Genomic DNA, 26,985 nt, shown 5'->3' with positions numbered 1-26,985 from the left:
TCCCCGCCCACTTAACCCGCCACGACGCGCCGGTAGTCGATACCCGTTTTGCTGCGCAACCCACTACGGTTGCGGGCATGAAAAAGATTGGTCTGACAGGCGGAATTGGTAGCGGCAAATCCACGGTGGCAGCGATGCTGGCCGAAGCGGGTTTTCGGGTGGTGGACGCGGATAGAATCGCCCGAGAGATCATGGAACCTGGCTCACCAGTGCTGGCCAAGGTAGCCGATGAGTTCGGGCACGATGTGCTCAACACAGACGGCTCACTGGACCGGGCGGAACTCGCGCGCCGTGCGTTCGCGAACACTGACTCCACTCAGCGCCTGAACGCGATTACGCACCCAGCGATTCGTGCGGAATCCCACCGGCAGTTCATGCAAGCAGAAGCCGATGGCATTGCCGTGGCCGTCTACGACATGCCCTTGCTTATTGAGTTGGGTTTGAACAAGGACATGGACTTGACCGTTGTTGTAGATGTTGCTGCGGAAGAGCGTGTACGCCGCCTCGTGGCGTCACGTGGCCTGGATGAGGCAGATGCCCGCGCGCGTATCAAGCAGCAGATCGATGATGATGCGCGCAAGTCAGCAGCCGATTGGGTCATTGACAACAACGGCCCATTGGAAGAACTCGATCCGCAGGTTCAGCGCTTCATTTCGGCTGTACAATCCGGTGACGCTTTCCGGTAGTGGAAAGATGACAAGCACACAACAGGTTGCCCATTTGACCGGCAAAGTTAAGTGTCCGGCTAGTGTGTAGACACGTTTGATTAACCTGGTATCCCTACTGTCTCAACCCATGGGAACGTGGGATATCGGGCCTTTTGATAATGATCAGGCATTGGACACCGTCGCCGCATTGTCCGACGGGTCTTTCCGTATGGCGCAATTCCGTTTTGAATGTGGTCGCGGAGCTCTTGGCACCGATGAGGCTGAAACCGTCCTAGCCTTAGCAGCTGTGTTGAATGGTTATGTGCCATCGGAGGAGTACAACGCAGCGCTGTCCTTCCCGTTCACCCGCGATGATCGCCAGTGGATTCGGCGCCGTGCTGATCACGCGGTGAACCCGGACATTTCCGAGTTGTACGATCTGTGGCAGGATGCCGGCGAGCTAGAGAATTGGCTCGCCGAAGCCCGCAAATACTCCGGGAAGTTTGTCAGCTAGCCCACGCTGACTTACTGGAGGAAATCCCAGAGCAAATCGGAGGCCTTGACCAGGTTTGCCTTGAACTCCTTTGGCTTCTCCGCGGTATCCAGGTTCCAGGAGACGCAGTACTCCGTGGCGCCCGGGAGGGGAGTGTAGGAAATGCCGAAGCCCTCCGGCAGAGTAGGCGCGAAGCTGTAACGCACGATTTGTTGTGCGCCACCAATAGATGTGGTGGACAGGAAGTCCCTGCGCGCAGCAACGACGGCCTCATCGTTGAAGAAGGGGTCGCTGTCATCGATGGTGGCCATCATCTGAATGTGGCGGTCAAAACCATTGCCGGACTTGCAGCGTTTGACCCAGCCACGGTGGGCGTTCACCGCCGCGAGGAGATCGTCTTGCGTAGCGGTCCCTGCAACTAGTTTTTCTGCGAACGCGACGGCCTCCGGGGTAGCAGCACGCAAGCACTCGGTGCGGCCGGCGCGGAACTCGCGCATATCCACAGCTTCATATACACCACGGACGCGGCCGAAGGTCAGTTGTTGCGCGATGTGCATGATCAGCTGGGTAGAGGCATCGCGGCTGATCTTGAACGGTAGCTCAGCTGGTTGGCGTAGTGGCGCGTCGATGATTTCCACCGCGAGTTTTTCTGCCTGTGCCGCATAGGAGGTGGCCTGCTGGCGGATCTTCTCGCTGGTTGCTTCATCGAGCGTCCACACGAGTTCCTCGGGGACCAGCTCTGTCAGCTCCTCGGATGATTCACCCGGCAGTTCAACCGTTTGCAGGCGGTTCATAGCGGTGACCAAGGTGGCACCGTCGATGCAGGAATGCTCCACGTGAACCGCAATCCAGTCGTCGGTAAGGCTCACCTGGTAGCTCAACGCTTTGTATGTCCATGCACCGCGTGGGGTGAATGTGGCTTCATGGATGCGCTGGTTATTCGTCTTGTCCTCGTCGTCGAGCAGCTCGATAGTGAAGAGCATGTCACTCAAGCGCTCATACACCGACTCATTATTACTCTGCTTCAGCATCTCCGGGAGAAGCTCCCCGAGTACGCCGGAGCCAAGTAGGGAAGGGGCGTTGAAATCAAGCTCAGCTGGTTCAGCCGCGGCTGCCAAGATGTTCTCCAAAGTGGCACGCAATGTCTCTGCCGAGACGAGCTTGCCGGCGCTGTCGGTGATGCGGATGGCAAAGAGGCGTCCATTGACAAATACGCCGATCTCACGGTTCGTTTCATCGAGTTCGCTTTGCCAAATCGTGTCTTCATTCGGCAGTGGATGGCGCACACCACCGCCATACACGAACCATTGGTTCAAGGTGATGCGGTTACCGCGGGCATCCACATCTTCCGGCAGCTTCTTAGAGGCCGCTTGCAAGTGCACCGTGGCAGCGCGCTGAATGAACTCAATGGCGCGGTCAAGGCCTACTGGTGTTTGCTCCGCTGGAAGGGCGAGCTGGAAGCCCACGTTCGTGCTCAAAGGCAGTGGCTCACGGACGGTGAGGTAGCTGGAATACCACTCGTCGTGAAGCCAGTTCGTACCCACAGCCGCGCGTGCTTCGGCACGCTCACGCAGAGCAGCGTCAAGTTTCGGGCCAGCGCCAGTGCGGAACTTTTCGACGATAGCGTCGGCGCGGCTCAGCGCATCCTCATCGAGCACAGCCGAGAGTGCATGCTTATACGCATCGAGTGTGTCATCCAGCGGCGGGACCTCAAGAACCTTCAGGTCCAGTGTTGACGGGTGCGGCGCAATGGTGGGATTCGCAGCCACGAGAGCAGGCCTCCTATGGGTAGGTCTTCATTGAGTGCATACACAGCCCACTCTACCCACCAAATCCCCGTCCCAAGACCTGCAAAAACATGATCGCCGTCACCTCATCCACCGCGGGGTGGCCGGCGGGGAGGGAGAGTGACGGCGACGGACTAGAACGGTGTTTACATCCACCGGTCTAGGAATCTTTAGAGCGACGGAATATTAGCCAGAAGCTCCTTGGTGTACTCATGCTGCGGGTTCTCCAGAACCTCGTCCACTGGGCCTTCATCCACGATGACGCCCTTGTTCAGTACAGCAACGCGAGTGGCAATGTGGCGGGCGAGCGCAATGTTGTGGGTGACAAACAGCATGGCCAGATCGCGTTCATGGCGCAGTTCGGCGAGCAGTTTGAGGATGCTGGCTTGAACGGAGACATCGAGAGCCGATGTCACCTCATCACAGACCAGCACTGAAGGGGTGCTCACCAGAGCGCGACCGATTGCCGCGCGCTGGCGTTCACCACCGGACAGGTCACCCGGACGTCGGTCGTAGAAGCTCCGGTCCAGCTGCACGGCTTCCAGAGTCTCCTCAACAATCGCGCGCTGCTCGTCCTTGGATAGCTCGTCCGCGATAACGAGCGGGACACTCATGGACTCCCCAATCGTGCGACGTGGATTCAACGAGGAGAAGGGGGACTGGAAGATGTACTGGACATCCTTGCGCTCCGGCAGTGACCTCTTGCGGCTACTGGGATCAAGTTCCTGTCCACGCAGCAGCACTTGGCCGGTGTAGCCATCATTAAGACCCACGACGGATCGTGACAACGTGGTCTTACCAGAACCGGATTCACCCAAAATGAGAATGGACTCACCGGGCTCCACCGTCAGATTGATACCGTGGAGCACCTGGTTGGAGCCATACGCCATCTTGAGGTCACGGATTTCCAGCAAAGCGTTGTGCTTGCGCTTTTGCTCACGCTCTTCAGTAGGCGCATCTGCCGGAGTCTGGATCTTCCCCGCATCCGACCCTTCACCCCAGCGCGCAAAGCCTGCGATGTCCTTGCGGCCCGCCAGATCCGGGATGGCTGCCAGTAGCTTCTTGGTGTACGGGTGCTTTGGGGTGTACAAGACCGTGTTGTAGGGGCCTTCTTCCACGATGTCGCCCCGCAGCATCACCACGACGCGGTCCACTAGCTCCGCAACGACTGCAAGATCGTGGGTGATGTAGAGCGATGCAACATCGTTTTTCACCGTCATCGTGCGAATCGTCTTCAGAACGTGGTTCTGAGTGGTCACATCAAGGCCGGTGGTTGGCTCATCACAGATGAGCACATCCGGGTACATGGCAAAGGCCATGGCGATACCGACGCGCTGCTGTTGGCCACCAGAGAGCTGGTGTGGCCAACGGGCCAGATACTCATCGGTGTCAGGCAAGTCCACGTCGCGCATGACCTCGCGCACGCGGTCCTCGCGCTCTTGTGCGCTTGAGCCGTATCCGTGGATGTCTAGGACCTCGCGGATCTGATCGCCCACTCGCATCGCAGGGTTAAGGCTCAGAGCCGGGTCCTGGGGAATGTAGGCAACACGGCCACCGCGCAGATCACGCAGCTGGTCCTCGTTCAGGCTGAAGATGTCGATGGATTCACCCTCACGCGTATGCAGCGTGATGGTGCCATCTGTCTTGATCAGGCCGGTGCGGAAGTGACCCATCGTGGCCAGCCCAGCTGTAGTCTTGCCAGAGCCGGATTCGCCGACGAGGCCAACGATTTCACCGCGGTAGAGATCAAAATCAACGCCGTGGAGGATTTCCGTTCCCTCAAACGTGGCCAAGCGAAGGTCACGGCAACGCATCACCAGTGTTTCTTCGGTACGCGGTGGCGGGGTGTACTCACCCTGCAAGCCAGCAGCTTCCCACAGGTTGATGCCACTTGATGCATCCTGTGCAGGTTGATTGACCGGGGTCGGTCCACCGGAATTATGTGGGGTGCTCATGGTTATGCCTCCTCGTTGTGGATCGGCTCGACCTTTTCCTGACGCACACTTTCAGCCTTCGGGCCAGTGCGCTTGATCGGCATAGCGGTCGTTGCAGTTGCCCGGGCTGTCGCATCCGCGAGCATGTTGGTGCCAATGGTGAGCAGTGCGATGGCAAACACCGGAAGCACAACACCCCATGGCTGGATGGACAAAGCGATGCGGTTCTCATTGATCATCAAGCCCCAGTCCGCAGCCGGCGGCTGGATACCCAGACCCAAGAAGGACAGGGAAGCGATGGAACCAATGGAGTAGGTCAGGCGCAAACCGGCTTCCACGGACAACGGGCCGGTGATGTTGGGGAGGATCTCCTGGGTAAGGATCTTCCAGTGTGGGACGGAGTACATCTGTGCCGCACGGATGTAGTCCTCATTGGTCACGGACTGGGTGGAAGCACGTGCCACACGCGCAATACGCGGGGCGTGTGTGAGTCCGATGACCAACACCAGCACCGTTGCGGAAGGACCGAAGATCACAATCGCCAACATCGCGAAGATGAGCTGTGGGAAAGCCAGGAAGATGTCGTTGATGCGCATGATTACCGCATCAGTCTTCCCACCCGCGTAGCCAGCGATCATGCCCAAGAGTGTGCCTACGAGCATGCCCAGCACAGTGGCAAGGAAAGCGGTGACCAACAGCAGCAAACCACCGGCAATGAAGCGGGAGGCAACGGAGCGACCAAGGTTGTCCGTACCAAACGTTCCATCGCTGGTGAACGGCAGGCCGAGGAACTCAGTGGTCGAGTAACCGGTGATTTGCTCGGCGAAGAAGTAACCGACCAGTGCGACAAGGAGAACGATTCCTGTGAGGATCGCACCGACCTTACCTTCAGGTTGTGCCCAAATACGTTTGTAAATTGGTGCCGGTTTGGACAGGGAAGTTTTCAGCTCAGTGGTGTGCTCACCCTGCGTCTCGGCGGAGACAGGCACCGGAGTCGGGGAGTGTGGATTCAGCTGTGGCTGAGTCATTAGTTGCTCCTTAGCTTCGGGTTGGCCATGATGCTCACCACGTCAGCGAGCAAGTTGACTACGACGTATACGGCGGCAATCAGCAACGTGACTGCCTGTACCACCTGGACGTCGCGGTAATTCACGGCGTCGATCATGGCGACACCGAGGCCGGGGTAACGGAACAGGTACTCGACCACGACGATGCCGCCGGCCAACCAGGCCAGCTGGATGGCCACAACTTGTGCAATAGGACCAACGGCGTGGGGGAGTGCATGGCGGAAAATGACGCGGCGCTCCGGAACACCCTTCAGGCGTGCCATTTCCACGTAGCCAGAATCCAAGGTTTCAATCATCGTCGCGCGTGTCATGCGCGCGATGTAAGGACTGACCACCAGAGCCAACGTCAGCGTGGGCAAGATCAGCTGGGACGGGTACTCCCACACAGCAGTGCCCGGTGGTGACATGGTCACCGCTGGTAGTACCTGGAATACCGAGGTAGCAAAAAGCGTGATCAAAAGAATACCGATGACGAACTCCGGCATTGCTGCCAGAATCAGCGTTACCCAGGTGATAGCGCTGTCGCGCTTGTAGCCACGCCACCAAGCGGCGTAGACACCCAGCAAAATACCCACCGGGATGGCAACGAGTGCGGCCAACACCATGAGGATCAGGGAGTTGACCAAGGGTTCACCCAGCAGTTCTGATACGGGGCCACCGGTCGTGGTGGACATACCAAAGTCCCCGGTGACAACACCGCCGAGCCACAGGAAGTACCGCTCAAAAGGACTCTTGTCCAAGTTCATTTGAGCTTCCAGCGCCGCAATGCGTTCCGGTGTGGCCTGCTGGCCAAGGATTGCACGTGCCGGGTCACCTGGTAGAAGCAGCGTCGCACAGAAAACGATGATGGACACTGCGAGAAGAATGAAGATACTCAGACCTAGTCTGCGAAGAATCATTTTGCCCATTGTTTATGCCTCCGCAATCCACATGTCGTAGAAGAGTGCTTGGGACAGTGCCACACCACTCGGGTGCGGGCGAGCCCCAACCACGTAGTTGTGATACGCATCGATGTTGTTGGGGAAGCCCCAGATGATGTAACCACCGCGGTCATACAGATCTTGCTGCAATTCCTTGATCAGCTTGGTGCGCTCGCGATCATCGGACACGGAACGCGCTTCGATGGTTTTTGCCGTGAACTCATCATCTACCCAATGCGTCTCATTGAACGGCGCATCAGCAGTGGCACAACGGTTGACCTGCTCAAGGAAGTTACGGGTGTAGTAGAAACTCTGGGAGAACGGGTAGGACAAGTAATTGCCTTCCGCCCAGAAAGTGGTGGAATCCACCTGGTTGATCTTCACCCGAATACCAGCCTCGCGGACCTGTTCGGCATAGACCTGCGCAGCACGAATAGCCCCGGAGGCGATCTCCGAGGTGTTTAGCTCAACGTCGATGCCGTCTGGGTACCCAGCTTCGGCGAGGAGACGTTTGGTTTCCTCAATGTTCTGCTCCCGCTGCGGGAACTCGTGCGGGTAGGCCGAGTCATACAGAGAGAACATGTCATTGCCCACCTGGCCTTCGCCGGAGAACACTTGGTTGACCATGCCCGGACGATCTGCCGCGAGGCGCATTGCCTGGCGCACTCGCTCGTCGTCGAAAGGCTCGACGTCAACACGCATGGTGAACGGCAACCACATACCTGTTTCAGAACTGACCACATTCAAACGCGGATCAGCTTCGATGACGCGCACCAACGCGTGGTTCAGTGCACCAATGCCATCGACCTGGGAGGACAACAAAGCATTGAGCATCGCGTCTTCTTGGTAGAAGTCAATGATGTGGACTTCATCCAAGTTTGCGGGCCCTTCGAAGTAGTGCTCATTTCGTGCGAGCGATGTGGAGCGTCCTGGGCTGAAGTTCATCAGCTTGAACGGCCCGGCACCGATCGGATTTTTCGGGTCATAATCCTCCGGAACAATACCCATCTGGTACTCCGCCAGAGTGTCCACAAACACAGCATCTGCCTGAGAAAGCTTGATCACCAACGAACGGTCATCAATAATTTCGATCGCTTCGACGTGGGCGATGGAGCCAGCACCGTTCTTCGGATTCTCGGGATCAGCCACGCGCTCGAGTGTTGCTTTAACGTCCTGCGGGCGAACCGGGCGACCATCAGAGAATTTCACGCCCTCACGCAACACCACAGTCCACTCAGTCGCTGCGTCATTCGAGTCAATCGATTCGGCCAAGCGGTACTCCAACTCGTAGTCGTACCCACGGCGCACAAGCAGCTCGTAGAGGTTGATAACGCGGGCCGCGTCACTGGCACTCGCTGGGGTGTGAGCGTCCACCGTGTCGGCCGTAGAACCACCAACGAGCCCGACGCGTAGTTTTCCGCCCTTACGTGGTGGACCGGAAGTGTCAATCTGTTCGGCTGGCGGCTGTGCGGAGCATGAGACGAGTGCTCCCGCTGCTCCAGCGACTGCCGTGGCGCCGAACAGTTGCCGGCGTGTGAGGTCAATCATGGTGAATAATTCTCCTTACGTGTGGGTGTAGCTGATACGAATTCCTTCGCGTCTAGTGGCTCAATCCACGTGTTCAGGTATGCAGTGACAGCATCTTTCGCAGCTGCAGGGCTAAGTGTCCCTGCGAGCATGCGTACGCCGAGCCCGTCGATCATTGCGGTGACCGCGTTGATCATTGGCTCCGGGGCTTGAGCATTGAAACAGCCGGTGGCAATCCCATCCTCAACAATGCTGCGCATTTGTTTTTCCCACCGTGCGTAGGCCACTACGGTGGCATGTTTTGCGTCCTCAAAAGCAGTGGATGATGCCCAAAATTGTGCCCACGTTGTCCATTCGCGGAATGACTCCGGCGATCCGTCGAGCGTCACTTCAGCAAAGGTAAGTAGACGTTCGGCGGGATTCGGAATTTCTGCGACAAAAGACCTGCGCCCAGCAGCTTGTTCCGAGCATCGGTCCAGCGTGGCAATGAAGATGTCATTCTTTGACTGGAAGTAATAGAGCACTGCTGAGGTGGAAATCCCAGCGCTTCGAGCGATATCGGCGATGGTGACCGCCTGGTATCCGCGGGATGTGAACAGTGGCCAGGCCGTATCCACAATCTTTTGCTGACGCAGCGCGAACTCCTCACCGGAATGGCGTGGGTTCGGTGACGTGTGCCTTTCTTTCGGCGATGGTCTTAAGGCTTCTACTTCAACGCCGGTGAGTTCTGCCAAGCGCTCTAACTCTGTCTGGCTAAAGCGCCGGACACCGGAGAGGGACTTGGACAGCTTCGGGGCATCAATGCCTAGATATGCAGCCACCTCGTTATGCCGCAAGCCCGACGCAGTGATTGCGTCACGCGCGGCTGACAGGGGTGAATGCGAGACCATGTACGCAAGCTTAGGTATAGCTGTGAATCTATCGCAACTATTTGACCGATGTTCAAGTCGCATTTCGCAACTTTCTACCGGCCGGTGCTTCGCGGCGTGCGGATGGATAGACTGGCGGGCATGGCTTTTGCTGCTGAACACCCAGTTTTGTCCCACTCCGAGTTTCGGCCGGTAGGTGAAGTGGAGCGATCGGACAAACTGTTCGAAGTCGTCTCGGAGTTCGAGCCCTCCGGCGATCAACCTGCCGCGATCAAGGAGTTGGATAGACGGCTGCGGGCAGGGGAGCCGGACGTGGTTCTCATGGGTGCTACCGGTACTGGTAAGTCCGCAACAGCAGCGTGGCTGATTGAACAGCAGCAGCGCCCCACACTCGTGATGGCACCGAATAAGACTTTGGCTGCGCAGCTGGCTACGGAGTTGCGTGAGCTCCTGCCCAATAACGCGGTTGAGTACTTCGTGTCCTACTACGACTACTACCAACCGGAGGCTTATATCGCGCAGACGGATACCTACATTGAGAAGGATTCGTCGATTAATGATGATGTGGAGCGTTTGCGCCACTCGGCCACATCTGCGCTACTTAGTCGACGAGATGTCGTCGTCGTGTCATCCGTGTCCTGCATCTACGGTTTGGGCACACCGCAGTCCTACCTTGACCGTTCGCTGCTCCTGCGCGTTGGTGAGGAGATCGAGCGCGATCGCTTCCTGCGCCTCCTCGTTGATGTGCAGTATGAGCGCAATGACGTGGACTTCAAACGCGGCACCTTCCGCGTGAAGGGCGACACAGTTGACATCATCCCGGCCTATGAGGAAGTGGCCGTGCGCGTGGAGTTCTTCGGCGATGAAGTGGATGCACTGTATTACATCCACCCACTTACTGGTGATGTGCTGCAGCAGCGCGATGAACTGCGTATCTTCCCGGCAACGCACTATGTAGCCACAGAAGAGCGCATGGAAAAGGCGATTGAGGCCATTAAGGAGGAGCTCGCTGACCGTCTGGAGGATTTGGAGAACCGGGGCAAGCTCCTCGAGGCACAGCGCTTGCGCATGCGCACGGAATATGACCTGGAGATGATTCAACAAGTCGGTTTCTGCTCCGGCATTGAGAACTATTCGCGGCATATCGACGGACGCGAGGCAGGCTCCGCGCCAGCCACCCTCATCGATTACTTCCCGGAAGACTTCCTCACCATCATCGATGAGTCCCACGTCACCGTGCCACAGATCGGTGGCATGTATGAAGGCGACATGTCGCGCAAGCGCAACCTCGTCGAGTTTGGTTTCCGTCTTCCTTCGGCCGTGGATAACCGCCCGCTCACCTTCGATGAATTCGAGGAGCGCGTGGGCCAAACCGTGTACATGTCTGCAACACCGGGTGACTATGAGCTGGAAGCAGCTGGTGGCGAGTTCGTCGAGCAGGTCATTCGCCCCACGGGCTTGGTGGATCCGAAGGTGCACGTGCGCCCAACGAAGGGGCAGATCGATGATCTCATCCATGAGATCCGTGAGCGCACCCAGAAGGATGAGCGCGTCCTGGTCACCACTTTGACCAAACGCATGGCGGAGGACCTCACGGATTATCTGCTGGATAACGGCATTAACGTTCGGTATCTCCACTCCGATATTGATACGTTGCAGCGCGTTGAGCTTCTGCGTCAGCTGCGTTTGGGGGAATATGACGTCCTTGTGGGCATCAACCTTCTGCGCGAGGGCCTAGATCTCCCGGAGGTCTCACTCGTGGCCATCCTTGATGCGGATAAGGAAGGGTTCCTGCGTTCCACCAAGTCTCTCATTCAGACGATTGGCCGTGCCGCACGAAACGTCTCCGGCGAGGTCATCATGTACGCCGACAACATCACGGATTCGATGCGTGAGGCGATTGATGAGACCGAGCGGCGCCGTGAGAAGCAGATTGCGTACAACAAGGAGCATGGGATTGATCCGCAGCCATTGCGGAAGAAGATCGCGGATATCCTCGATGAGGTCTATGAGCGCAACGGGGAGGAGCGCGGTGCTCCGGAGGAGACTCTGGCAGGCGACACGGCGATGGTTGAAGGTCGCGATACCTCGACGATGGCTTCAGATGAGATTCAGACGCTTATCGACGATTTGACGGTTCAAATGACCGCCGCCGCCCGTGAACTCAAGTTTGAGTTGGCAGGACGCTTGCGTGATGAGATTGCGGACCTGAAGAAAGAACTTCGCGGAGTGAAAGAAGCCGGGATTTAACTGGTATCCCTCGAGGTAGTCCGGCCTACCGGACGGCTGTGTGACGTACGTGTATATAGTGGCCGGAGAAGACATGGTCCGTGAAGGGACCGTAGTAGATGCGAAAGGCGCAACATGAGCAAGTACAACACTGTTGTCGTTGGCACGGATGGTTCACACTCTTCGCTGCTGGCAGTTGAGCGCGCCGCAGAGATTGCCTCTGCTTTCAATTCCACGCTGGTTATCGGCTGTGCGTACTACGAGTCGGAGGAGGATGTTGCGGGAACACTCCGCCAGGATTCCAACACGATTCTTGGGGATGAGACGGCGAAGGAGAACCTCGTCGCTGCTGCCGAGCACGCCAAGCAGCATGGTGCGTTAGATGTGGTGACCACTGTGCGCTCAGGCACCCCGGTTGAGGCGCTCATGGCCATCGTGACAGAGCACGATGCAGATCTCCTCGTCGTGGGTAACCGTGGCATCAATTCTTTGACGGGCCGCCTTCTGGGCTCCGTCCCCGCAGATGTGGCTCGTCAGTCCGATTGCGATGTCATGATCGTGCACACGGTGGCTTAAGTGGCTTAAAGCTCACCAATCACGGTCAATGTTTGTGTGGCGCGTGTCAGTGCCACGTACAGGTCTTGTTGCCCCTGCGGGGAGGCCTCGATGATCTCGTGGGGCTTATCGACGATGACGTGGTCGAATTCCAGCCCTTTCACCGCATTGACATTGTCCTTGTTAATCACCACCACGAGTCCGCCAAGCTCTTCTACTTCAGCGCGGACCGTGGTGGTATCTGTGCCTTCGGGAAGGATACGCACGGGGTGGCCGGATGAACGGATTGTCACGGCGGGTTGAGCATCCGGGTCAATCGCCGTGAGCACCTCGTTGGCTACTTCCATTACTTCTTCTGGGGTGCGGTAGTTGACGCTGAGTTCGTGAGAGACGAAGCGTTGGCCCACGAAGGGCTCCAGTGCAGTGGCCCAGTCGTCCACACCAGCAGGGGACGAGGTTTGTGCAGTATCCCCAACGAGTGTCATCCACTTCGACGGACAGCGGCGGAACACCATACGCCATTCCATAGGCGTGAGTTCTTGTGCCTCATCCACAATCACGTGACCATAGGCCCAGGTCATGTCAGCGATAGCGCGTTCAGCGGTGGACCGCGCATCTGTCTCGCGTTGGCGGCTAGCGAGAGTTTCCGCATCGATGATGTCGTGGGCTGAGAGGACTTCCGCCTCAAACTCATCGTCCGTATCCGTGTTCGCCGAAGACGCCAAGATATCCAGCGCATCTTCCGCATCCGCCACCAGTTCACGCCATTGTCGTTCGGCCTTCTCCGCCTCGTCGGTGGGGGTGGGGATGCCGATGAGGGTATACAACTCGTCGATAAGCGCCGTGTCTGACGCTGTGAATGCATCACCGTCGGCGCGGTAGAGCGCGTCCTGCGTCTCCTCGTCATAATCATGTGCAGCAGCGCTGATGGCCTCACGGCTGCTGAGAAACTCCGCGAGCACCTCGACGGGATTCAAGATAGGGAAGTGCTCCGCAATGAGATCGGCGACCTGGGGTTCGTCTGCGAGATCATCGTGCAACTGATCCACATCCGCGTGTGAGAGCAAGTTTGCTCCACCAAGCGGATCCGCACCGATGCGCTCCGCCATGGCTTCTGCAAGGCGCTGTGTGAGAACCTCGGCGAAAACCGACTGCGCTTCATTGTGTGGCTTACGGCTGTGTCGAGCCCGCGTGCGTGCCGCCATGAACATCTTGGGCGTGGTCGCGATCTCAATGCCGTCGATTGTGAGAGGAATAGGGGACGAGGGAACCACCTGGTAGTTGCGCACGGCGCGGGAGAGAATTGTGACCATCTCGGCTGATCCCTTGACTTCCCGTGTGAGGAGATCATCCTGCAGGCCAGGCGTGAACACGGGAACGAGATCCTCCACAGTGCTTAACACCACGCCTGTCTCGCCGAGTTCCGGAAGCACGCGCGAGATGTACTCCAAGAAGGTCCGGTTAGGCCCAACGATAAGAACACCGGTGCGGGCCAACTGGTTACGCCATGTGTAGAGCAAATACGCAATGCGGTGGAGCGCTACAGCAGTCTTACCTGTTCCGGGACCGCCGGCCACAACAAGCACGCCCCGGGTCTTATCGCGGATGATCTGGTCCTGCTCCCGCTGGATGGTTTCCACGATGGACTGCATGTGACCAGTGCGTGGTGCGTTCAGGGCCCGCACCAATGCTGCTTCGCTGGCCACACCAGAATCCGCGCCGGCGCCATCGGCCCCTGGCCCGCTCAACACATCATCATCAACGGCGGTGACGGTCCGCCCACGCATGCGAATATTGCGGCGGGATACAACTCCTTCCGGGTGTGCGGTAGTGGCCAGGTAATACGGACGAGCCATTGGGGCGCGCCAATCCAACAAGAGCGTGCGGTAGTTATCATCCCGGTCATCCATACCCATACGGCCGATATACCGCCTGTCCTGGTTCGGCGAACCGGGCACAGGGTTTTCTGGGGAGCCATCCTCAACATCGATACGCCCAAAGACAAGACCCGTCTCGGCGATATTCAGCGCATCCAACTTCGCATTCAGGCCGTGATATTCCGTCTCACGCCGCACCAACGCATCCGCATCCGGATTATCCGGGTCCACATCCCGTTGAACTTCCTCAAGGCGCTGCTGTGCATTAGAGACCTCGCGGTCCAAGTGAGCAAACAGCACATCGACGTAAGCCTGCTCGTGCTGTACCGCCTCCGGGGAATTCAAGGACAAGTCTCCGGACTGGTTAGCCACTACGCACACACTCCTTTACTCAACTTCGTTCACCAGATGGCCTGTAAACAATGACGGTCCAGTCTAGCGCGAAATGCGAAACAGCCTCACCGCTGGAAAACCAGCAATGAGGCTGTCGCGCTGTAGGACAGAAGCGAGAGAGCTTACTTGAACTTCTTCTCTGCCTTCTTCACGGCCTTCTTGGCAGTCTTCTCTGCTTTCTTGACCTTCTTCTTCAGCTTGCGCTTCTGGCGGCGGCTCGGAGCGGCATCAAGGTTCTCAAAAGCATCCTGCAAGGTGTTAATAGCATCCTGCGCGGTCTTCTGAGCCTTGGTAGCACTCTTCTTCACCTTGCGCTTTGCCTTGAACTTGTCCAGCGCCGAGGGGCCAAAATCATCCAAGGTGCTCTGCAGGTCACCCACAACGGAGTTGACCTTGCGCTTTGCCTTGAACTTATCCAGTGCGGACGGCTGCAGATCCTCAATACGGGCCTGCACATCGCCTACACGGTCCTGAACGTCGCCGATTAAGCCCTTAACTTGGCGCTTAGCCTTGTACTGCTGCACCTTGCTCGGCTTGAGGTCCTTGTAGGTGTCCTCAGCCCAGTCAGCGGCATCGTGGGCAACATCAGTGGCCTTGTCAGCCCACTTCTCAGCAACCTTCTTCCAGTCACCCTTGTTGTCATCCACGTAGTCTGCCACCTGGTGAGCTGCCTGCTGCGCGGATTCAGTCACCGTCTCACGAGTGTCCTGGAACCATTCGCCAGCCTTCTTCAGAGCCTTCTCGGACTCAGACTGGGTTGGCAGAGCCTGCTGGATGTTCTTCTTGGAACGCTTCGCGGCGTCCTGTGCACGCCAAGCCAGACCAGGCTTGCCCTCAGTGTCAGCAGCAGCGATGAGCACACCGCCAAGGAGTGCAACGTTGGTCAGCGCACCATTGCGCTGGCGTACCTTCTCAGACTCGTTGGATGCCTCCCAGAACGCATTGCGACCAAGGAGGGTAGCTACGGAAGAGCCGGCCAGCAGGGCAGCGGACAGGCGCGGAGCCTTGCCCAGTGCGAAGGTGGATCCAGCGCCGATCTTTACACCGCCACCAATCTTGACCAGGGTCTCCGGGTCAGAAGGGATAAAGCTTGCGTACTGAGCCGGGAGCACCGACTTAATAGCGCCAGCTACCTTCTCTGCGCTTTTTGCGTGCTCGGAAGCTTTGGTGACCGAGTTGACGCCATCTGCGATGTACACAGAGGCCAGCATCGGTCGAGCTAGTTTACGGATCATACTCACGTATCCTTCTCTTATTCGGGGATTCTCCGTCCTTTCCACTGTAGACGGATTCCGGCAGGCTGGCAGGGAAAAGTTACCAGCGGCGCTTCCACCACTCATCCAGATGGGGACGCTCTGCACCCAATGTGGTCGACTTTCCGTGTCCTGGGCGCACGATGGTTTCATCCGGATATTGGTCAAAGAGTTTTTCTTTCACATCCGTGAACAAGCGAACGAAATCGCCTTCGCCGTTCGTCCCGCCCACCCCACCGGGGAAGAGGGAATCACCAACGAAGAGGTTCACAGTGCCATCGATCTCAGCCGCGATGGCGGCGCCACCAGGAGTGTGACCACGCAGGATGTGAACCGGGAACTGGTGGCCAGCAAAGTCGAGCGTATCTCCCTCATGCAGTTCATGGTCCGGTGCCACCGGGAGGGCAGGGGCGTCCAAGAAGGAGCCCCAGTGGTTTGCTCCTGTTTCCGTGAGGATCTCTGCCAAAGCCCCCACGTGGTCTGCGTGCCGGTGCGTTGTCAAAACATCAGTGATGCGAACCCCAGCGGATTCGGCCATGGAGAGGAGGGTGTGGGGCTCCGCCGCGGCGTCGATAAGCAATCCCCGCCCATCACACGCCAACAGATAGCAATTGTTATCCATCGGGGAAACGGAAACAGAATGAAGAGTAAGTCTGGTCATGGTGCCTACTTTAATGAGGCGTGGGCCTCCTGGGTGGGCTGATGCTGCGGGAATGATTGGTGGTTGGCTAACGTTGGTATCTTTGTTCGAGGATCCAACCTCATTCCAAACAGCAACTTACAACAAGGGGATGCACTGCCTGTGGCTGAGAAGCTGATTGTCCGCGGAGCACGCGAACACAACCTCAAGGGAATAGACATTGAACTACCCCGCGACAAAATGGTGGTGTTTACCGGGCTGTCGGGCTCCGGCAAGTCCTCCCTTGCCTTTGACACGATCTTTGCTGAAGGTCAACGCCGTTATGTTGAGTCCTTGAGTTCGTATGCGCGCATGTTCCTAGGGCAGATGGATAAGCCTGAGGTTGACTACATCGATGGACTGAGCCCCGCTGTGTCCATTGACCAGAAGTCGACCAACCGTAACCCGCGTTCGACGGTGGGAACGATTACGGAGATCTACGACTACCTGCGCCTTCTTTACTCCCGTGCGGGTACGGCGCACTGCCCGGTGTGTGATGCGGTGATTGAACGGCAGACACCGCAGCAGATTGTGGATCAGGTGATGGAAAACCCGGAGCGCACCAAGTTTCAGGTGCTTGCGCCGATTGTGCGCAAGCGCAAGGGTGAGTTTGTTGATCTTTTCGCTGACCTGGCCGCGCAAGGCTATGCTCGCGTCAACGTCGACGGTGAGACGTATACGTTGAGTGATCCGCCGAAGCTACAGAAGCAGATCAAGCACGATATTGACGTGGTGGTGGACCGCCTCACGGTCAAGGAAAGCCAGAAGCAGCGCCTCACCGATTCCGTGGAAACGGCACTCAAACTTGCCGACGGGCTGGTGGCCTTCGACTGGGTTGAAAAAGATGCGGATGACCCGGAACGAGTGGTGATCTTTTCCGAGAAGATGGCCTGCCCGAATGGCCACACCCTGGGCGTGGAAGAGTACGAACCCCGCGCGTTCTCCTTCAACTCTCCGTTTGGCGCCTGCCCAGCGTGTGATGGTTTGGGTACACGCGCGGAGATTGACACGGATTTGGTTATCCCGGATCCGGATGCCCCAGCGGTGGATGCGTTCCAGCCGTGGAACTCTAGTCCGAACAAGGGCTACTTTGCCAAACTCATCGTCGCTTTGGCGAAGGAGGAGGGCTTTGACCCGGAAGCGCCACTGTCGAGCTTGAAGAAAAGCGACCGCGATGCGCTGATCAACGGTACGGATACGAAGGTGTCCGTTCGATACAAGAACCGTTACGGGCGTCAGCGGTCTTTCACGGCTGCTTTTGAAGGCGTGCGGGGCTACCTGCACCGCAAAATTGAGCAGTCTGATTCAGAGCACACCAAAGAACGCTTCATGGCGTACACCCGCGATGTGGCCTGCCCGACGTGCAAAGGTGCACGTTTGAAGCCAGAGATTCTGGCTGTCCGTTTGGATTCCACAACGCATGGTGAGAAGTCAATTGCTGGCCTAACGGAACTATCTGTTGAGGATGCTTCTGAGTACCTGGACAACCTTGTCCTGGGGTACCGCGAGGAGATGATTGCCGGCGCAGTGTTGCGTGAAATTCAGGCACGCCTGCACTTCCTTCTGGATGTCGGCTTGAACTATCTCACCCTGTCCCGCTCCGCCGGGACGCTGTCCGGCGGTGAGGCACAGCGTATTCGCCTGGCCACGCAGATCGGCTCCGGTCTCGCAGGTGTTTTGTACGTCCTTGATGAACCTTCCATTGGCTTGCACCAACGCGATAACCAACGCCTCATTGCCACGTTGAAAAAGCTCCGCGATATTGGCAACACGCTCGTGGTGGTGGAGCATGATGAGGACACGATCCGAGAGGCCGATTGGCTCATTGACATCGGCCCATTCGCCGGTGAATACGGTGGGGAAGTGGTCTACCAGGGCCCGCCCAAGGGAATCCTGACTGCAAAGAACTCGCTGACTGGTGACTATCTTTCTGGGAAGAAAGAGATCGTTGTTCCGGACTCACGCCGTCCCCGCGATAAGGAGCGTCAGCTGAAGGTCGTTGGCGCCCGGGAGAATAACCTGGACAACGTGTCGGTGGATATTCCACTCGGTGTCCTCGTCGCTGTCACGGGCGTATCTGGTTCGGGTAAGTCCACTCTGGTCAACCAGATTCTGGCCAAGACGTTGCAGAACCGACTTAATGGTGCGCGCCAAGTCCCCGGCCGTGTGAAGAAAGTGGAGGGCCTCGAGCACCTGGACAAACTAGTGCAGGTGGATCAGTCGCCGATTGGCCGAACACCTCGCTCCAACCCGGCTACGTACACGGGAGTCTTTGACAAGATCCGCAATCTTTTTGCTGAAACACAGGAGGCAAAGGTGCGCGGCTACAAGGCTGGGCGTTTCTCCTTCAACGTGAAGGGCGGTCGCTGTGAAGCATGTCGCGGTGATGGCACTATCAAAATTGAGATGAACTTCCTGCCTGACGTGTACGTGCCGTGTGAAGTCTGCGGCGGTGCACGCTACAACCGCGAGACGCTGGAAGTCCGCTACAAAGGCAAGAACATCGCTGAAGTGCTGGACATGCCCATCAGTGAGGCCACCGAGTTTTTCGAGCCCATCACGTCGATCCATCGTTATTTGCAGACGCTTTGCGACGTCGGCTTGGGTTACGTCCGCCTTGGTCAATCCGCTACGACGTTGTCTGGTGGCGAGGCTCAGCGCGTGAAGCTAGCGTCCGAGCTGCAGAAGCGTTCCAATGGCCGAACGATCTACATCCTCGATGAGCCGACGACCGGTCTTCACTTTGAGGACATCCGCAAACTCATGCTCGTGCTCAACGGATTGGTGGACAAGGGCAACTCTGTCCTGGTTATTGAGCACAACCTTGATGTGATCAAGTGTGCTGACTGGATTATTGACATGGGCCCAGAGGGCGGCTCGGGCGGCGGAACCGTCGTCGCCGAAGGCACGCCCGAGGACGTGGCCACGGTGAAGGGATCCTTCACCGGCCAGTTCCTGAGCAATCTTGTTTAGTTCGCAGGGGGCTGTGCTCCGCTAGGAGCGTTAGTCACCTGTGAAGGGCTCGCTGCTGGGATGTTCGGCCCCGGGCTGTTGGCATAGGGGTTGTTGCCTGCCCGATTGCTAGCCCCAGCACCCACCTGCTGTGCGCCCCTGACGGCAACCGCGATGAGGATCAGACCACAGACGATGAAGGTGATCACGCGCATGATTCCGCCGATGGCCGCCATGTCGAAGAAAACCAACTTGAGTGTGGCCACAATGGCCATGAGCAAACCAGCTTTGCGTAGATTCTTGGTATCCATAGCGCTGGGGCGTTTGAGCAGAAGCCAGGAAGCTACAGCCATCCAGGAGATGGATACGATCATGTGCCCCGTGTAGAAACCGCCTTCTGAGGCTTCAAGGGTGGGTGTGGTGGGAGCTCCCGACAAGAAGAGTGCGGCATTCTTGGTCACATCTGCGAGGGTGACTACCGCCACCATCTCCAGTAGAAGCCCAACGGCGGCAAATACTCCTCGCGCCCCGATTGTCATGCCGCTCCATACAGCCTTTCGAGTTGCTGCTACAACGATCAGGGCCACGAGCATGAGACCCTCGAACAAAACGAACCACGACCAGCCTGTGCGAGCAAACGGGATCAACGCGCCTACAAGCAGGGGGAGAATGGCGTTGAAGAGCATGATTGTCCAGCTGGTAAGCACAGCAAGTGTGTTCACGGGCAGGCGGTGGATAAATAGAAGCAAAGTGATGGCAAGGGCGAGGAAGATGAAGATTGGAATCGCCTCTGCGTGGAGGTTTTCTCTGGTGAAATCGCGGGATGCAGCCAGCGGCCGGTTGAGTGTAAATGGAAGCACGATGAACCAACCGGTGATGAGATCGTAAACGAACTGCGGGTTATTCTTCGCCTGAAGAACCAAGACGAGCAGTGTGACACCAATGGCAGTGATGAAGGGCAGCCACACGCCTGCGTTCTTAACCATCGTGTTAGATGCCATCAAAATAACAGCTGGTGCAACAACTGCTGGGACGATCCTGTAGGCACGTTTGGCGCCGGGGGCGCCAAAGAAGATCTCCCCAAGAACCAGAAGCACGAGGCCGATGAGTGGCATTGTGACAGCAAAGTCGATCGGTGTACCCGTGTCCTCGCGGAATAACCGAGATCCAGTGGCCCATGTCGCGGCGTATATCTGCCAAGCAAGCAGCAGCCCTGCTACCCCGCGCACGATGGCAAGAAGACGCGGGGTGACATACATGGGCATTAGCCAGCTCACCAGGATTACAGCCACCGGCGCGACCATAAGAAGAGCATTAGCCAGACCGTCCCAGCTGGTCATGCCGAGTGTGTAGAACACCAAGATGATGCACATAGCCAAAACCAACTGCGGGCTCTTTCGCCAGTGCGCAAGGGCGAGATATACCAACCACAGCACCAAGAAGGAACTGACTAAACCTAATGAAGTCAACCAGCCTCGGGCTTCCGCGGCATCCAAGAGATTAAGAATGAAAATAAGGAATGAAGTGATGTACAGCGCCATCACGCCAGCGTTCTTGCCTTTGCGCAGATCCACACGAATGCCCACGGCCAGCAGGATAAGCGCGAGAAGCGCAGCGCCGACCATGCGACCAACAGGGCCAAGCAGACCGGTTTGAATAGCCAGCCCAATACCGAAGCTCACACCCACGAAGGTGATGATGGAACCGACAACCGCAGCCCATCGCATCACTTGCTGCTCCGTGGTCAACTTCGGTTTTGGTGGGTGCGGAGTCAGCAGAGGCTCCCTTGGCGGGGGTGCCTGGCCCGGTTGTGGTGGTGCACTGAACTGTGGTGGTGGTCCGAACTGTGGTTGGGGCTGCTGTGGTGGCAGCGGTGCTCCAACCGGTGGAGGCGCAGGTGCAGCCATACCCACAGCTGAGGCAGGGTTGACCTGGCTGAGGTGGTTGAGGGTTGCCTGGATATCGTCGATAAGCTTTTGTGAATGCGCAGTGCTAGCACGGAGCTCACCGAGTTGGCGGTGAACATGCGCAAGAATCTGTTCACGCGGTTGATTCATATTGGGCCTCCTAAGTATGTCTATCTATTCTTAGACGACGTTTAGGTTCAAAAGGTTTCGCACACGACTGAATAGTTACTGTGTTGTGACATAGCGTCTCTGCGATGGCCTTCCCGCGACAGGCCTGGAGTGTTGTGATTTGGTGCTGTGGCAGGGGAGTGCTAATCTTCTACCCACTACCGCCTACGGGCCTTGAAAGGTTCGTGGGTTGCAAGTGGAGTTACTCCCACCTGATGCCGCCGATAGCCCGGAAGGCTAAGGGTCAAAACAACGGTGGCAGCCATAATGCTGGCGCCGTTTTCGGATGAACTCCCACGCATGCCACCGGCAGCGTGGGTTTTTGTTTGAGGGGGAATTCTCACGGGCGAATCGGTAGCGAACCATATACCCGCCCTAGACACTAGGAGTTCTCATCAGCGCTGAAGCTCGCATCAACGAACGCATCCGCGTTCCGGAAGTACGTCTCGTCGGCCCGTCCGGTGAGCAGGTTGGCATTGTCCGTACCGATGATGCACGCAAGCTTGCGTACGAAGCTGACCTTGACCTCGTCGAGGTGGCACCGAACGCGAAGCCGCCCGTGTGCAAGATCATGGATTACGGCAAGTTCAAGTACGAGCAGGATCAGAAGGCCCGCGAAGCCCGCAAGAACCAGCAGCAGACTGTGGTGAAGGAACAGAAGTTCCGTCCCAAGATTGATGAGCATGACTACCAGACCAAGAAGGCTAATGTTGAGCGCTTCTTGGGCAAGGGCAACAAGGTCAAGGTGACCATCATGTTCCGTGGCCGCGAGCAGTCGCGTCCGGAGCTGGGGTACCGCCTGCTGGAGCGCCTCGCTGAGGATATCCAGGAGGTTGGCCAGGTCGAGTCCCGTCCGAAGCAGGATGGGCGCAACATGACCATGGTCTTTGGCCCGGTTCGCAAGGGTAAGAATTAGATCGTTTCACCGCCTTTAAGGATTTACCACTATGAAGCAGAAGACCCACAAGGGCACCGCAAAGCGCATCAAGGTCACCGGCTCCGGCAAACTGCGCCGTGAGCAGGCTGGTAAGCGCCACCTGAACGAGAAGCTTTCGTCCAAGCGTCGCCGTAAGCTCTCCGGCACCACCGACGTTGCTAAGGGTGACGTCAAGCGCGCTAAGCGCCTCCTCGGCATGGCTTAATCGAGCGCCTGCCTTTCCCAGATAAATCATCCGTCACGAGAAGTTAAGGAAGTATCACTGTGGCACGTGTTAAGCGCTCAGTTAACGCCAAGAAGAAGCGTCGCGCGATTCTGAAGTCCGCTAAGGGCTACCGCGGCCAGCGTTCCCGCCTGTACCGCAAGGCCAAGGAGCAGTGGCTGCACTCCCATACCTACGCATACCGCGATCGTCGCGCCCGCAAGTCCGAGTTCCGTAAGCTCTGGATCCAGCGCATCAACGCGGCTGCTCGTATGAACGACATCACCTACAACCGCCTCATCCACGGCCTGAAGCTGGCTGAGGTCGAGGTGGACCGCAAGATCCTGGCTGAGCTCGCTGTCAACGACTTCGCAGCGTTCTCCGCTTTGTGCGAGGTGGCTAAGAACGCCCTTCCGGAAGACGTTAACGCTCCGAAGGCTGCCTAACCCCTGGATGCGCTTGCGCATCTAGCTTTTCGACGGAACCCCGTGTGTCCCGGCTTTTGCCGGCCACGGGGTTTCGTGCTGTTTAGGGGTGGTGAAGGGCGGGGGTGGGTTTTAGGGGTAGGAGGAGTGCCGTGTTTGTTATGCTTCCGTTACCGTCCCGTTATCAACTCGAGACGGTGGGAAGCCAGCGATCATGCTCGCGTCATATGAGCACGGGGGATAGGTCGCTGGGAAACCGAAACACTGACTGAAGGGGAAGTCATTGCAACCTAGAAAAAGCTTTGCCTATATGGCCGTTCCGATGAGCCTTGTGTTCATGGTTTCGGCACAGCCGCCAGTGGCGTCCGCGCAAGATGTGCAGATTTCTGGCGCACCAGATGTTGGCGTTCAGAGTCAACAGGACAACGCACCGACGCAGTTCATCGTGAACTTTGCTGATGATGTGGACACACCCGTGGAGCGCACGCGAATCCTCAATACGACGACGGAAGAGTCGCTACCAGATGTAACAGAAGTCCGTGAACGCGAAGATGGAACCACGGTTGTCGCAGCGGATAAGAAAATGAGTGACCATGAAGTGGATACCTTCATGCAGGAGGCACTTGCCAGCGGCAAGGTTGATTACATCGAAGAAGATGTACGCATGTACCCAATGGCGGTGAATGACCCACATTTCCGCCAGCAGTGGTCTTTGAATGGCTCCGTAGGGTCCAGCATTGAGACCGCGTGGTCACATGCGCCCAGTCGTGGTGCTGGGCAAACCATTGCGGTTCTTGACACCGGCATTACAAACCACCCTGACCTCAACCAGAATGTACGGGGTGGATATGACTTCATTTCTTCACCGCAGACCGGGCGTGACGGCGATGGATGGGATCCGAACCCAAGTGATGAAGGGGACTGGACGCAACCCGGCCAATGCGGCCGTTCAACCAATTCCTCGTGGCATGGCACGCACGTCGCCGGCATCGCTGCCGCAGTGACGGATAACCGCGAAGGCGTAGCCAGCGTTGCCCCAAGAGCGACAATTCAGCCTGTGCGAGTCATGGGTCCTTGTGGTGGCTACACCTCTGACATCATTGATGCAATAGAGTGGGCCTCTGGTGGCGCAGTGCGGGGAGCGCCACGTAACTCGAACCCGGCAACCGTGATCAATATGTCCCTCGGCGGGCAGGGCAGGTGCTCGCGCCTGTATCAGCAAGCAATTGATAATGCGCGCAGCCGTGGCACGGTAGTAGTGGTTGCTGCGGGCAATGAGAGCCAAAATGCTGCGAACGTTACTCCGGCTAGTTGTCGTGGGGCAATCACAGTGGCCGCGTCCGGTCCACGTGACCAAAAGGCTGGCTACTCTAACTACGGGGCGCCGGTAGATGTCACTGCGCCTGGTGGTGATTCCAACCAAGGTGGCGGAATCTTGGCCACCTACAATTCCGGAAGGCAGCAACCCGCTCAGCCTTCCTATGGTTCGCTCCAAGGCACATCCATGGCAGCACCATACGTTGCCGGTGTTGTAGCGCTCATTCGCGCGGAAAGTCCGAGGCTGTCTCCGGATCAGGTTGCTCAGAGACTGCGCGCGACCACACGCCCATTGCGAGGTAATTGCAATGGCTGTGGCACAGGCATCGTTGATCCTGCAGCGGCGGTAAGCCAGGGCCAAGACAACAACCCGCAGCCACCGGCGCCGCAACCACCGACACCGCAGCCACCGACACCACGGCCGCCGGCACCTTTGCCTTGGCCGTGGAATCCGGCGCCAAGACCAACTCCTACACCGACACCGACTCCAACTCCGCCACCAAGCACGCCGAAACCTCCGGGAGGCGGCTGGGATGATTGGGATAACTGGGATCCTTGGGAGGGTTTGAACCCGTGGCCTAGGTTCCCGTGGGTTTTCCGCCCATAGATGACTGTTTGATTCATCTAGTTCCATAGCCTGACGGGGCACCTGCTAGCAGTGGTGTGCTCCGTCAGCTGCTTTGAAAAGCTGTTTAGGTACTGCATCGCCCACCATCAGACGTCAACCCTCTGAAGGGAACCTAAGCCGTTTTCGCTTGTCCGCGCTCTGCTGCTCCGGTTCCATCCCGTGACAGTGGGGCGTTGTGCTGTAATGATGTCGGTCTGCCACGTCATGCTGCCGTGTGGGGGACGGAAGGCGTGGAGCTTATCGGTAGCGGGAAGGCAAAGAGGCACATGGCGTTGCGCATGGGACAACCGCCATCCGCTGGAACCTGGATTTTCTTTGAGCGTGCTTTTCAGGCAGCAGCCAAAGACCCGGAGCGATTCAACCCAACGGATCCATTCGAGGAATCCAGGAGGCTCGATAACCCGGTGCAGTTTCGGCTCATCAGCGCAAGATACTACCTGATTATCCTCGGTGTCTACCTTTGTTTCATGGTCATCTGGAGCACCGTGGCCGCGACCCTCGGTGCCGGACGAGGTATGTGGTTGCTTGCCGGTCTCATTACAGCGGTGGTTGGGGTGTCCCTCTTTTACTACCTTCGTTTCCGCCACCGGAGGAATAAGCAGCGCGCATTCTCAGCTGGGAGCTTGGAGGCATTAAGTCCTCTTGTGAAGCAGGCTCAGCGTGGCACATTTAATGGCTTTGACGCCTACCCGTATGCACGGATGTATGCAGAGGCAACGTATCGCCGGCAGCAGATGGGGCTGGATCTGGAGAATGCTTTGCCCTTCGAGGTACAGATCTGCCATGACATCGGGGTTCTCCCGCGGGGCAAGGCGTTCGTCAGACGTGCGCACGAGAATGAGGTACGGGCAGTGGACCCGATTATCTTCTCCGGTTTGGATTTCTCCACCGAGTTAAAACAGGAGAGGAATCGTTTCCTCGGTTCACTCCTAGAGCAGGCGCAGAAGGAAGATTCATTGCGGGTGGGCGAAATCATTTCCACCCGTGGCGGAGTTGTTGTCGCTGATATTAAGTGGTGGAACGGCACATTGAGCCTAGCGCGGGACGGCACCATCGTGGATGCGAACCTGGGGTCGGAGGAGCTGTCGCGTTACCGCTCGATCTGTGCGCTGGTAGACGCTGCGCGCCTAGTCAACGGTGGGGAAGTCGAGTTCGTACTCGTGATCGTCGGCGGTGGCAACGTCAAAGGCGGAAAGCTGGAGACCAGGATAAAGAAAAAGCGCGTTATCGTCGCCGAGTGGACGGAGGCGATGAGGGAGCTCATTCACCTGGATGCCCGCAAGACGGTCGTGCCCCCGGCCACAATCGACGAGATTCTGGAGCGCACTCCCGTCGCGGAGCGAGCACGTTAGCGCGAACGGAACGCTCTAGCTATACGCTTGGTTGCCATGAGTCTTGATTTCTCCCAACCTTTCACTGAACGCACCCCGCGCGTGGTCAACGCCGCAAAGTTGAATCGGGCTGCTGGCAGGAAGAAGGCTAAGGCCTTCCTCGCGGAGGGGGAAAACTCTGTTGAGGCTGCCGTGGCCACTGGCGCCGCTACGGACCTCTTTGTCACTGAAGCTGCTGCTGACCGCTTCGCCGACATTGTCACCACCGCCGGCTACATGGATGTGTACACCCACGCCATCACGGAAAAGGCTGCCCAATCGCTCACGGACACCGTGCACACCACCGGTATTTTCGCCGTATGCAAGCCAGTCACGTGGACGCTCGGCTCGATCCTCAAAGGTCGCCCCAAGCTCGTCGCCGTGTGCGTGGAGACCAATGATCCTGGCAATGCCGGCACGATTATCAGGCTTGTCGACGCACTTGGGGCGGATGCCGTTGTCTTCGCCGGCGATACGGTCGATCCGGAATCACCGAAGGTCGTGCGCTCCTCGGCCGGCTCACTGTTCCATGTCCCAGTCGCACGCGAGCGCGATATCAAGGGAGTCCTCGGTCAGCTGCGGGCGGCCGGCTTATCGACGTTAGCTACAACCATGAACGGCAACCTCGACCTGACCAATGCGGGCGATGCACTAAACAAGCCCACCGCCTGGCTGTTCGGTAACGAGGCCCACGGTCTGCCGGACGACGTCCTCGCCGCCGCCGACGACACAGCCTCCATCCCGATCAAGGGCTCCGCCGAATCGCTCAACCTGTCCACCGCGGCGTCCATTTGCCTGTGGGAGTCAGCAAAAGCGTTGCGCGAGAGGTGATCCTTATCGCACAGATAT

Annotated in this window: 21 protein-coding genes; 11 read left to right on the top strand and 10 right to left on the bottom strand. The window is 57.8% G+C overall.

Annotated elements, in window-relative coordinates; all coding sequences use genetic code 11:
* The first annotated feature begins 77 nt into the window (after positions 1-77).
* Together coaE and QP968_RS02825 are read left to right on the top strand one after the other, a co-directional pair.
* Positions 78-686 carry a dephospho-CoA kinase gene (coaE, locus tag QP968_RS02830; RefSeq protein ID WP_284854920.1) on the top strand — a complete coding sequence of 203 codons (609 nt, stop codon included), beginning with the start codon at positions 78-80 and terminating at the stop codon, positions 684-686.
* A gap of 109 nt (positions 687-795) precedes the next feature.
* Positions 796-1,161: a DUF4259 domain-containing protein gene (locus QP968_RS02825; protein ID WP_284854919.1), complete on the top strand. Its 366-nt coding sequence runs from the start codon at positions 796-798 to the stop codon at positions 1,159-1,161.
* Between the two features lie 11 nt (positions 1,162-1,172).
* On the opposite strand, the gene QP968_RS02820 is transcribed toward QP968_RS02825, so the two are convergent.
* The 6 genes from QP968_RS02820 to QP968_RS02795 form a co-directional block, all read right to left on the bottom strand.
* Positions 1,173-2,909, bottom strand: coding sequence for a choline/carnitine O-acyltransferase (locus tag QP968_RS02820; protein WP_284854918.1), 1,737 nt, complete (start codon positions 2,907-2,909; stop codon positions 1,173-1,175).
* Positions 2,910-3,097: 188 nt separating this feature from the next.
* Positions 3,098-4,882, bottom strand: coding sequence for an ATP-binding cassette domain-containing protein (locus QP968_RS02815; RefSeq protein ID WP_284854917.1), 1,785 nt, complete (start codon positions 4,880-4,882; stop codon positions 3,098-3,100).
* A 2-nt stretch (positions 4,883-4,884) separates the two neighbouring features.
* Positions 4,885-5,889 (bottom strand): ABC transporter permease, encoded by a 1,005-nt coding sequence (locus tag QP968_RS02810; RefSeq protein WP_284854916.1) that lies wholly within the window; start codon positions 5,887-5,889, stop codon positions 4,885-4,887.
* The gene (locus tag QP968_RS02805) at positions 5,889-6,827 is read right to left on the bottom strand and encodes an ABC transporter permease (protein ID WP_257997228.1); all 939 of its coding nucleotides are present in this window, start codon (positions 6,825-6,827) and stop codon (positions 5,889-5,891) included. Before QP968_RS02805 ends, QP968_RS02810 begins: the two co-directional genes overlap by 1 nt.
* Before the next feature lie 12 nt (positions 6,828-6,839).
* Positions 6,840-8,396 (bottom strand): ABC transporter substrate-binding protein, encoded by a 1,557-nt coding sequence (locus QP968_RS02800; protein WP_284854915.1) that lies wholly within the window; start codon positions 8,394-8,396, stop codon positions 6,840-6,842.
* Entirely contained in the window at positions 8,393-9,265 is an 873-nt protein-coding gene (locus QP968_RS02795; protein ID WP_284854914.1) for a TetR family transcriptional regulator C-terminal domain-containing protein, read from the bottom strand. Before QP968_RS02795 ends, QP968_RS02800 begins: the two co-directional genes overlap by 4 nt.
* A gap of 120 nt (positions 9,266-9,385) precedes the next feature.
* Between QP968_RS02795 and uvrB the strand changes: the two genes are divergently transcribed.
* Together uvrB and QP968_RS02785 are read left to right on the top strand one after the other, a co-directional pair.
* A complete protein-coding gene (gene uvrB / locus QP968_RS02790; RefSeq protein WP_284854913.1) occupies positions 9,386-11,494 on the top strand; it encodes an excinuclease ABC subunit UvrB in 2,109 nt (702 codons plus the stop codon).
* Between the two features lie 114 nt (positions 11,495-11,608).
* A complete protein-coding gene (locus QP968_RS02785) occupies positions 11,609-12,049 on the top strand; it encodes a universal stress protein (RefSeq protein ID WP_284854912.1) in 441 nt (146 codons plus the stop codon).
* A gap of 5 nt (positions 12,050-12,054) precedes the next feature.
* Here the strand turns inward: QP968_RS02785 and QP968_RS02780 are convergent, their stop codons facing one another.
* From QP968_RS02780 to QP968_RS02770, 3 genes are all read right to left on the bottom strand, one after another.
* A complete protein-coding gene (locus QP968_RS02780) occupies positions 12,055-14,277 on the bottom strand; it encodes a HelD family protein (protein ID WP_284854911.1) in 2,223 nt (740 codons plus the stop codon).
* A 143-nt stretch (positions 14,278-14,420) separates the two neighbouring features.
* The gene (locus QP968_RS02775) at positions 14,421-15,533 is read right to left on the bottom strand and encodes a DoxX family protein (protein ID WP_284854910.1); all 1,113 of its coding nucleotides are present in this window, start codon (positions 15,531-15,533) and stop codon (positions 14,421-14,423) included.
* A 79-nt stretch (positions 15,534-15,612) separates the two neighbouring features.
* Positions 15,613-16,212: an MBL fold metallo-hydrolase gene (locus QP968_RS02770; RefSeq protein WP_284854909.1), complete on the bottom strand. Its 600-nt coding sequence runs from the start codon at positions 16,210-16,212 to the stop codon at positions 15,613-15,615.
* Between the two features lie 141 nt (positions 16,213-16,353).
* On the opposite strand from QP968_RS02770, the gene uvrA reads away from it, so the two are divergent.
* Positions 16,354-19,203 carry an excinuclease ABC subunit UvrA gene (gene uvrA, locus QP968_RS02765; protein ID WP_284854908.1) on the top strand — a complete coding sequence of 950 codons (2,850 nt, stop codon included), beginning with the start codon at positions 16,354-16,356 and terminating at the stop codon, positions 19,201-19,203.
* On the opposite strand, the gene QP968_RS02760 is transcribed toward uvrA, so the two are convergent.
* On the bottom strand, positions 19,200-21,239 hold the full coding sequence (locus QP968_RS02760) for a DUF2339 domain-containing protein (RefSeq protein WP_284854907.1): 2,040 nt from the start codon (positions 21,237-21,239) through the stop codon (positions 19,200-19,202). The genes uvrA and QP968_RS02760 overlap by 4 nt on opposite strands.
* A gap of 412 nt (positions 21,240-21,651) precedes the next feature.
* On the opposite strand from QP968_RS02760, the gene infC reads away from it, so the two are divergent.
* The 6 genes from infC to QP968_RS02730 all read left to right on the top strand — a co-directional run bounded on the left by infC (position 21,652) and on the right by QP968_RS02730 (position 26,967).
* Complete coding sequence (gene infC, locus QP968_RS02755) at positions 21,652-22,173, top strand: translation initiation factor IF-3 (RefSeq protein WP_284855105.1); 522 nt, start codon at positions 21,652-21,654, stop codon at positions 22,171-22,173.
* 31 nt (positions 22,174-22,204) lie between these two features.
* Positions 22,205-22,399 carry a 50S ribosomal protein L35 gene (rpmI, locus tag QP968_RS02750; RefSeq protein ID WP_034662973.1) on the top strand — a complete coding sequence of 65 codons (195 nt, stop codon included), beginning with the start codon at positions 22,205-22,207 and terminating at the stop codon, positions 22,397-22,399.
* A gap of 59 nt (positions 22,400-22,458) precedes the next feature.
* Positions 22,459-22,842 (top strand): 50S ribosomal protein L20, encoded by a 384-nt coding sequence (gene rplT, locus QP968_RS02745; protein ID WP_284854906.1) that lies wholly within the window; start codon positions 22,459-22,461, stop codon positions 22,840-22,842.
* A 316-nt stretch (positions 22,843-23,158) separates the two neighbouring features.
* Positions 23,159-24,745, top strand: a complete 1,587-nt coding sequence (locus QP968_RS02740; RefSeq protein WP_284854905.1) for a S8 family peptidase — start codon at positions 23,159-23,161, stop codon at positions 24,743-24,745.
* Positions 24,746-25,044: 299 nt separating this feature from the next.
* Positions 25,045-26,118: a hypothetical protein gene (locus tag QP968_RS02735; protein WP_284854904.1), complete on the top strand. Its 1,074-nt coding sequence runs from the start codon at positions 25,045-25,047 to the stop codon at positions 26,116-26,118.
* A 36-nt stretch (positions 26,119-26,154) separates the two neighbouring features.
* The gene (locus tag QP968_RS02730) at positions 26,155-26,967 is read left to right on the top strand and encodes a TrmH family RNA methyltransferase (RefSeq protein ID WP_284854903.1); all 813 of its coding nucleotides are present in this window, start codon (positions 26,155-26,157) and stop codon (positions 26,965-26,967) included.
* Positions 26,968-26,985: the final 18 nt, after the last annotated feature.

The sequence above is a fragment of the Corynebacterium sp. MSK041 genome (genome assembly GCF_030232265.1).
Classification (GTDB): Bacteria; Actinomycetota; Actinomycetes; order Mycobacteriales; family Mycobacteriaceae; genus Corynebacterium.
Note: the sequence above shows the minus strand (reverse complement) of the source record. Positions and strands in the feature narration are given on the sequence as shown.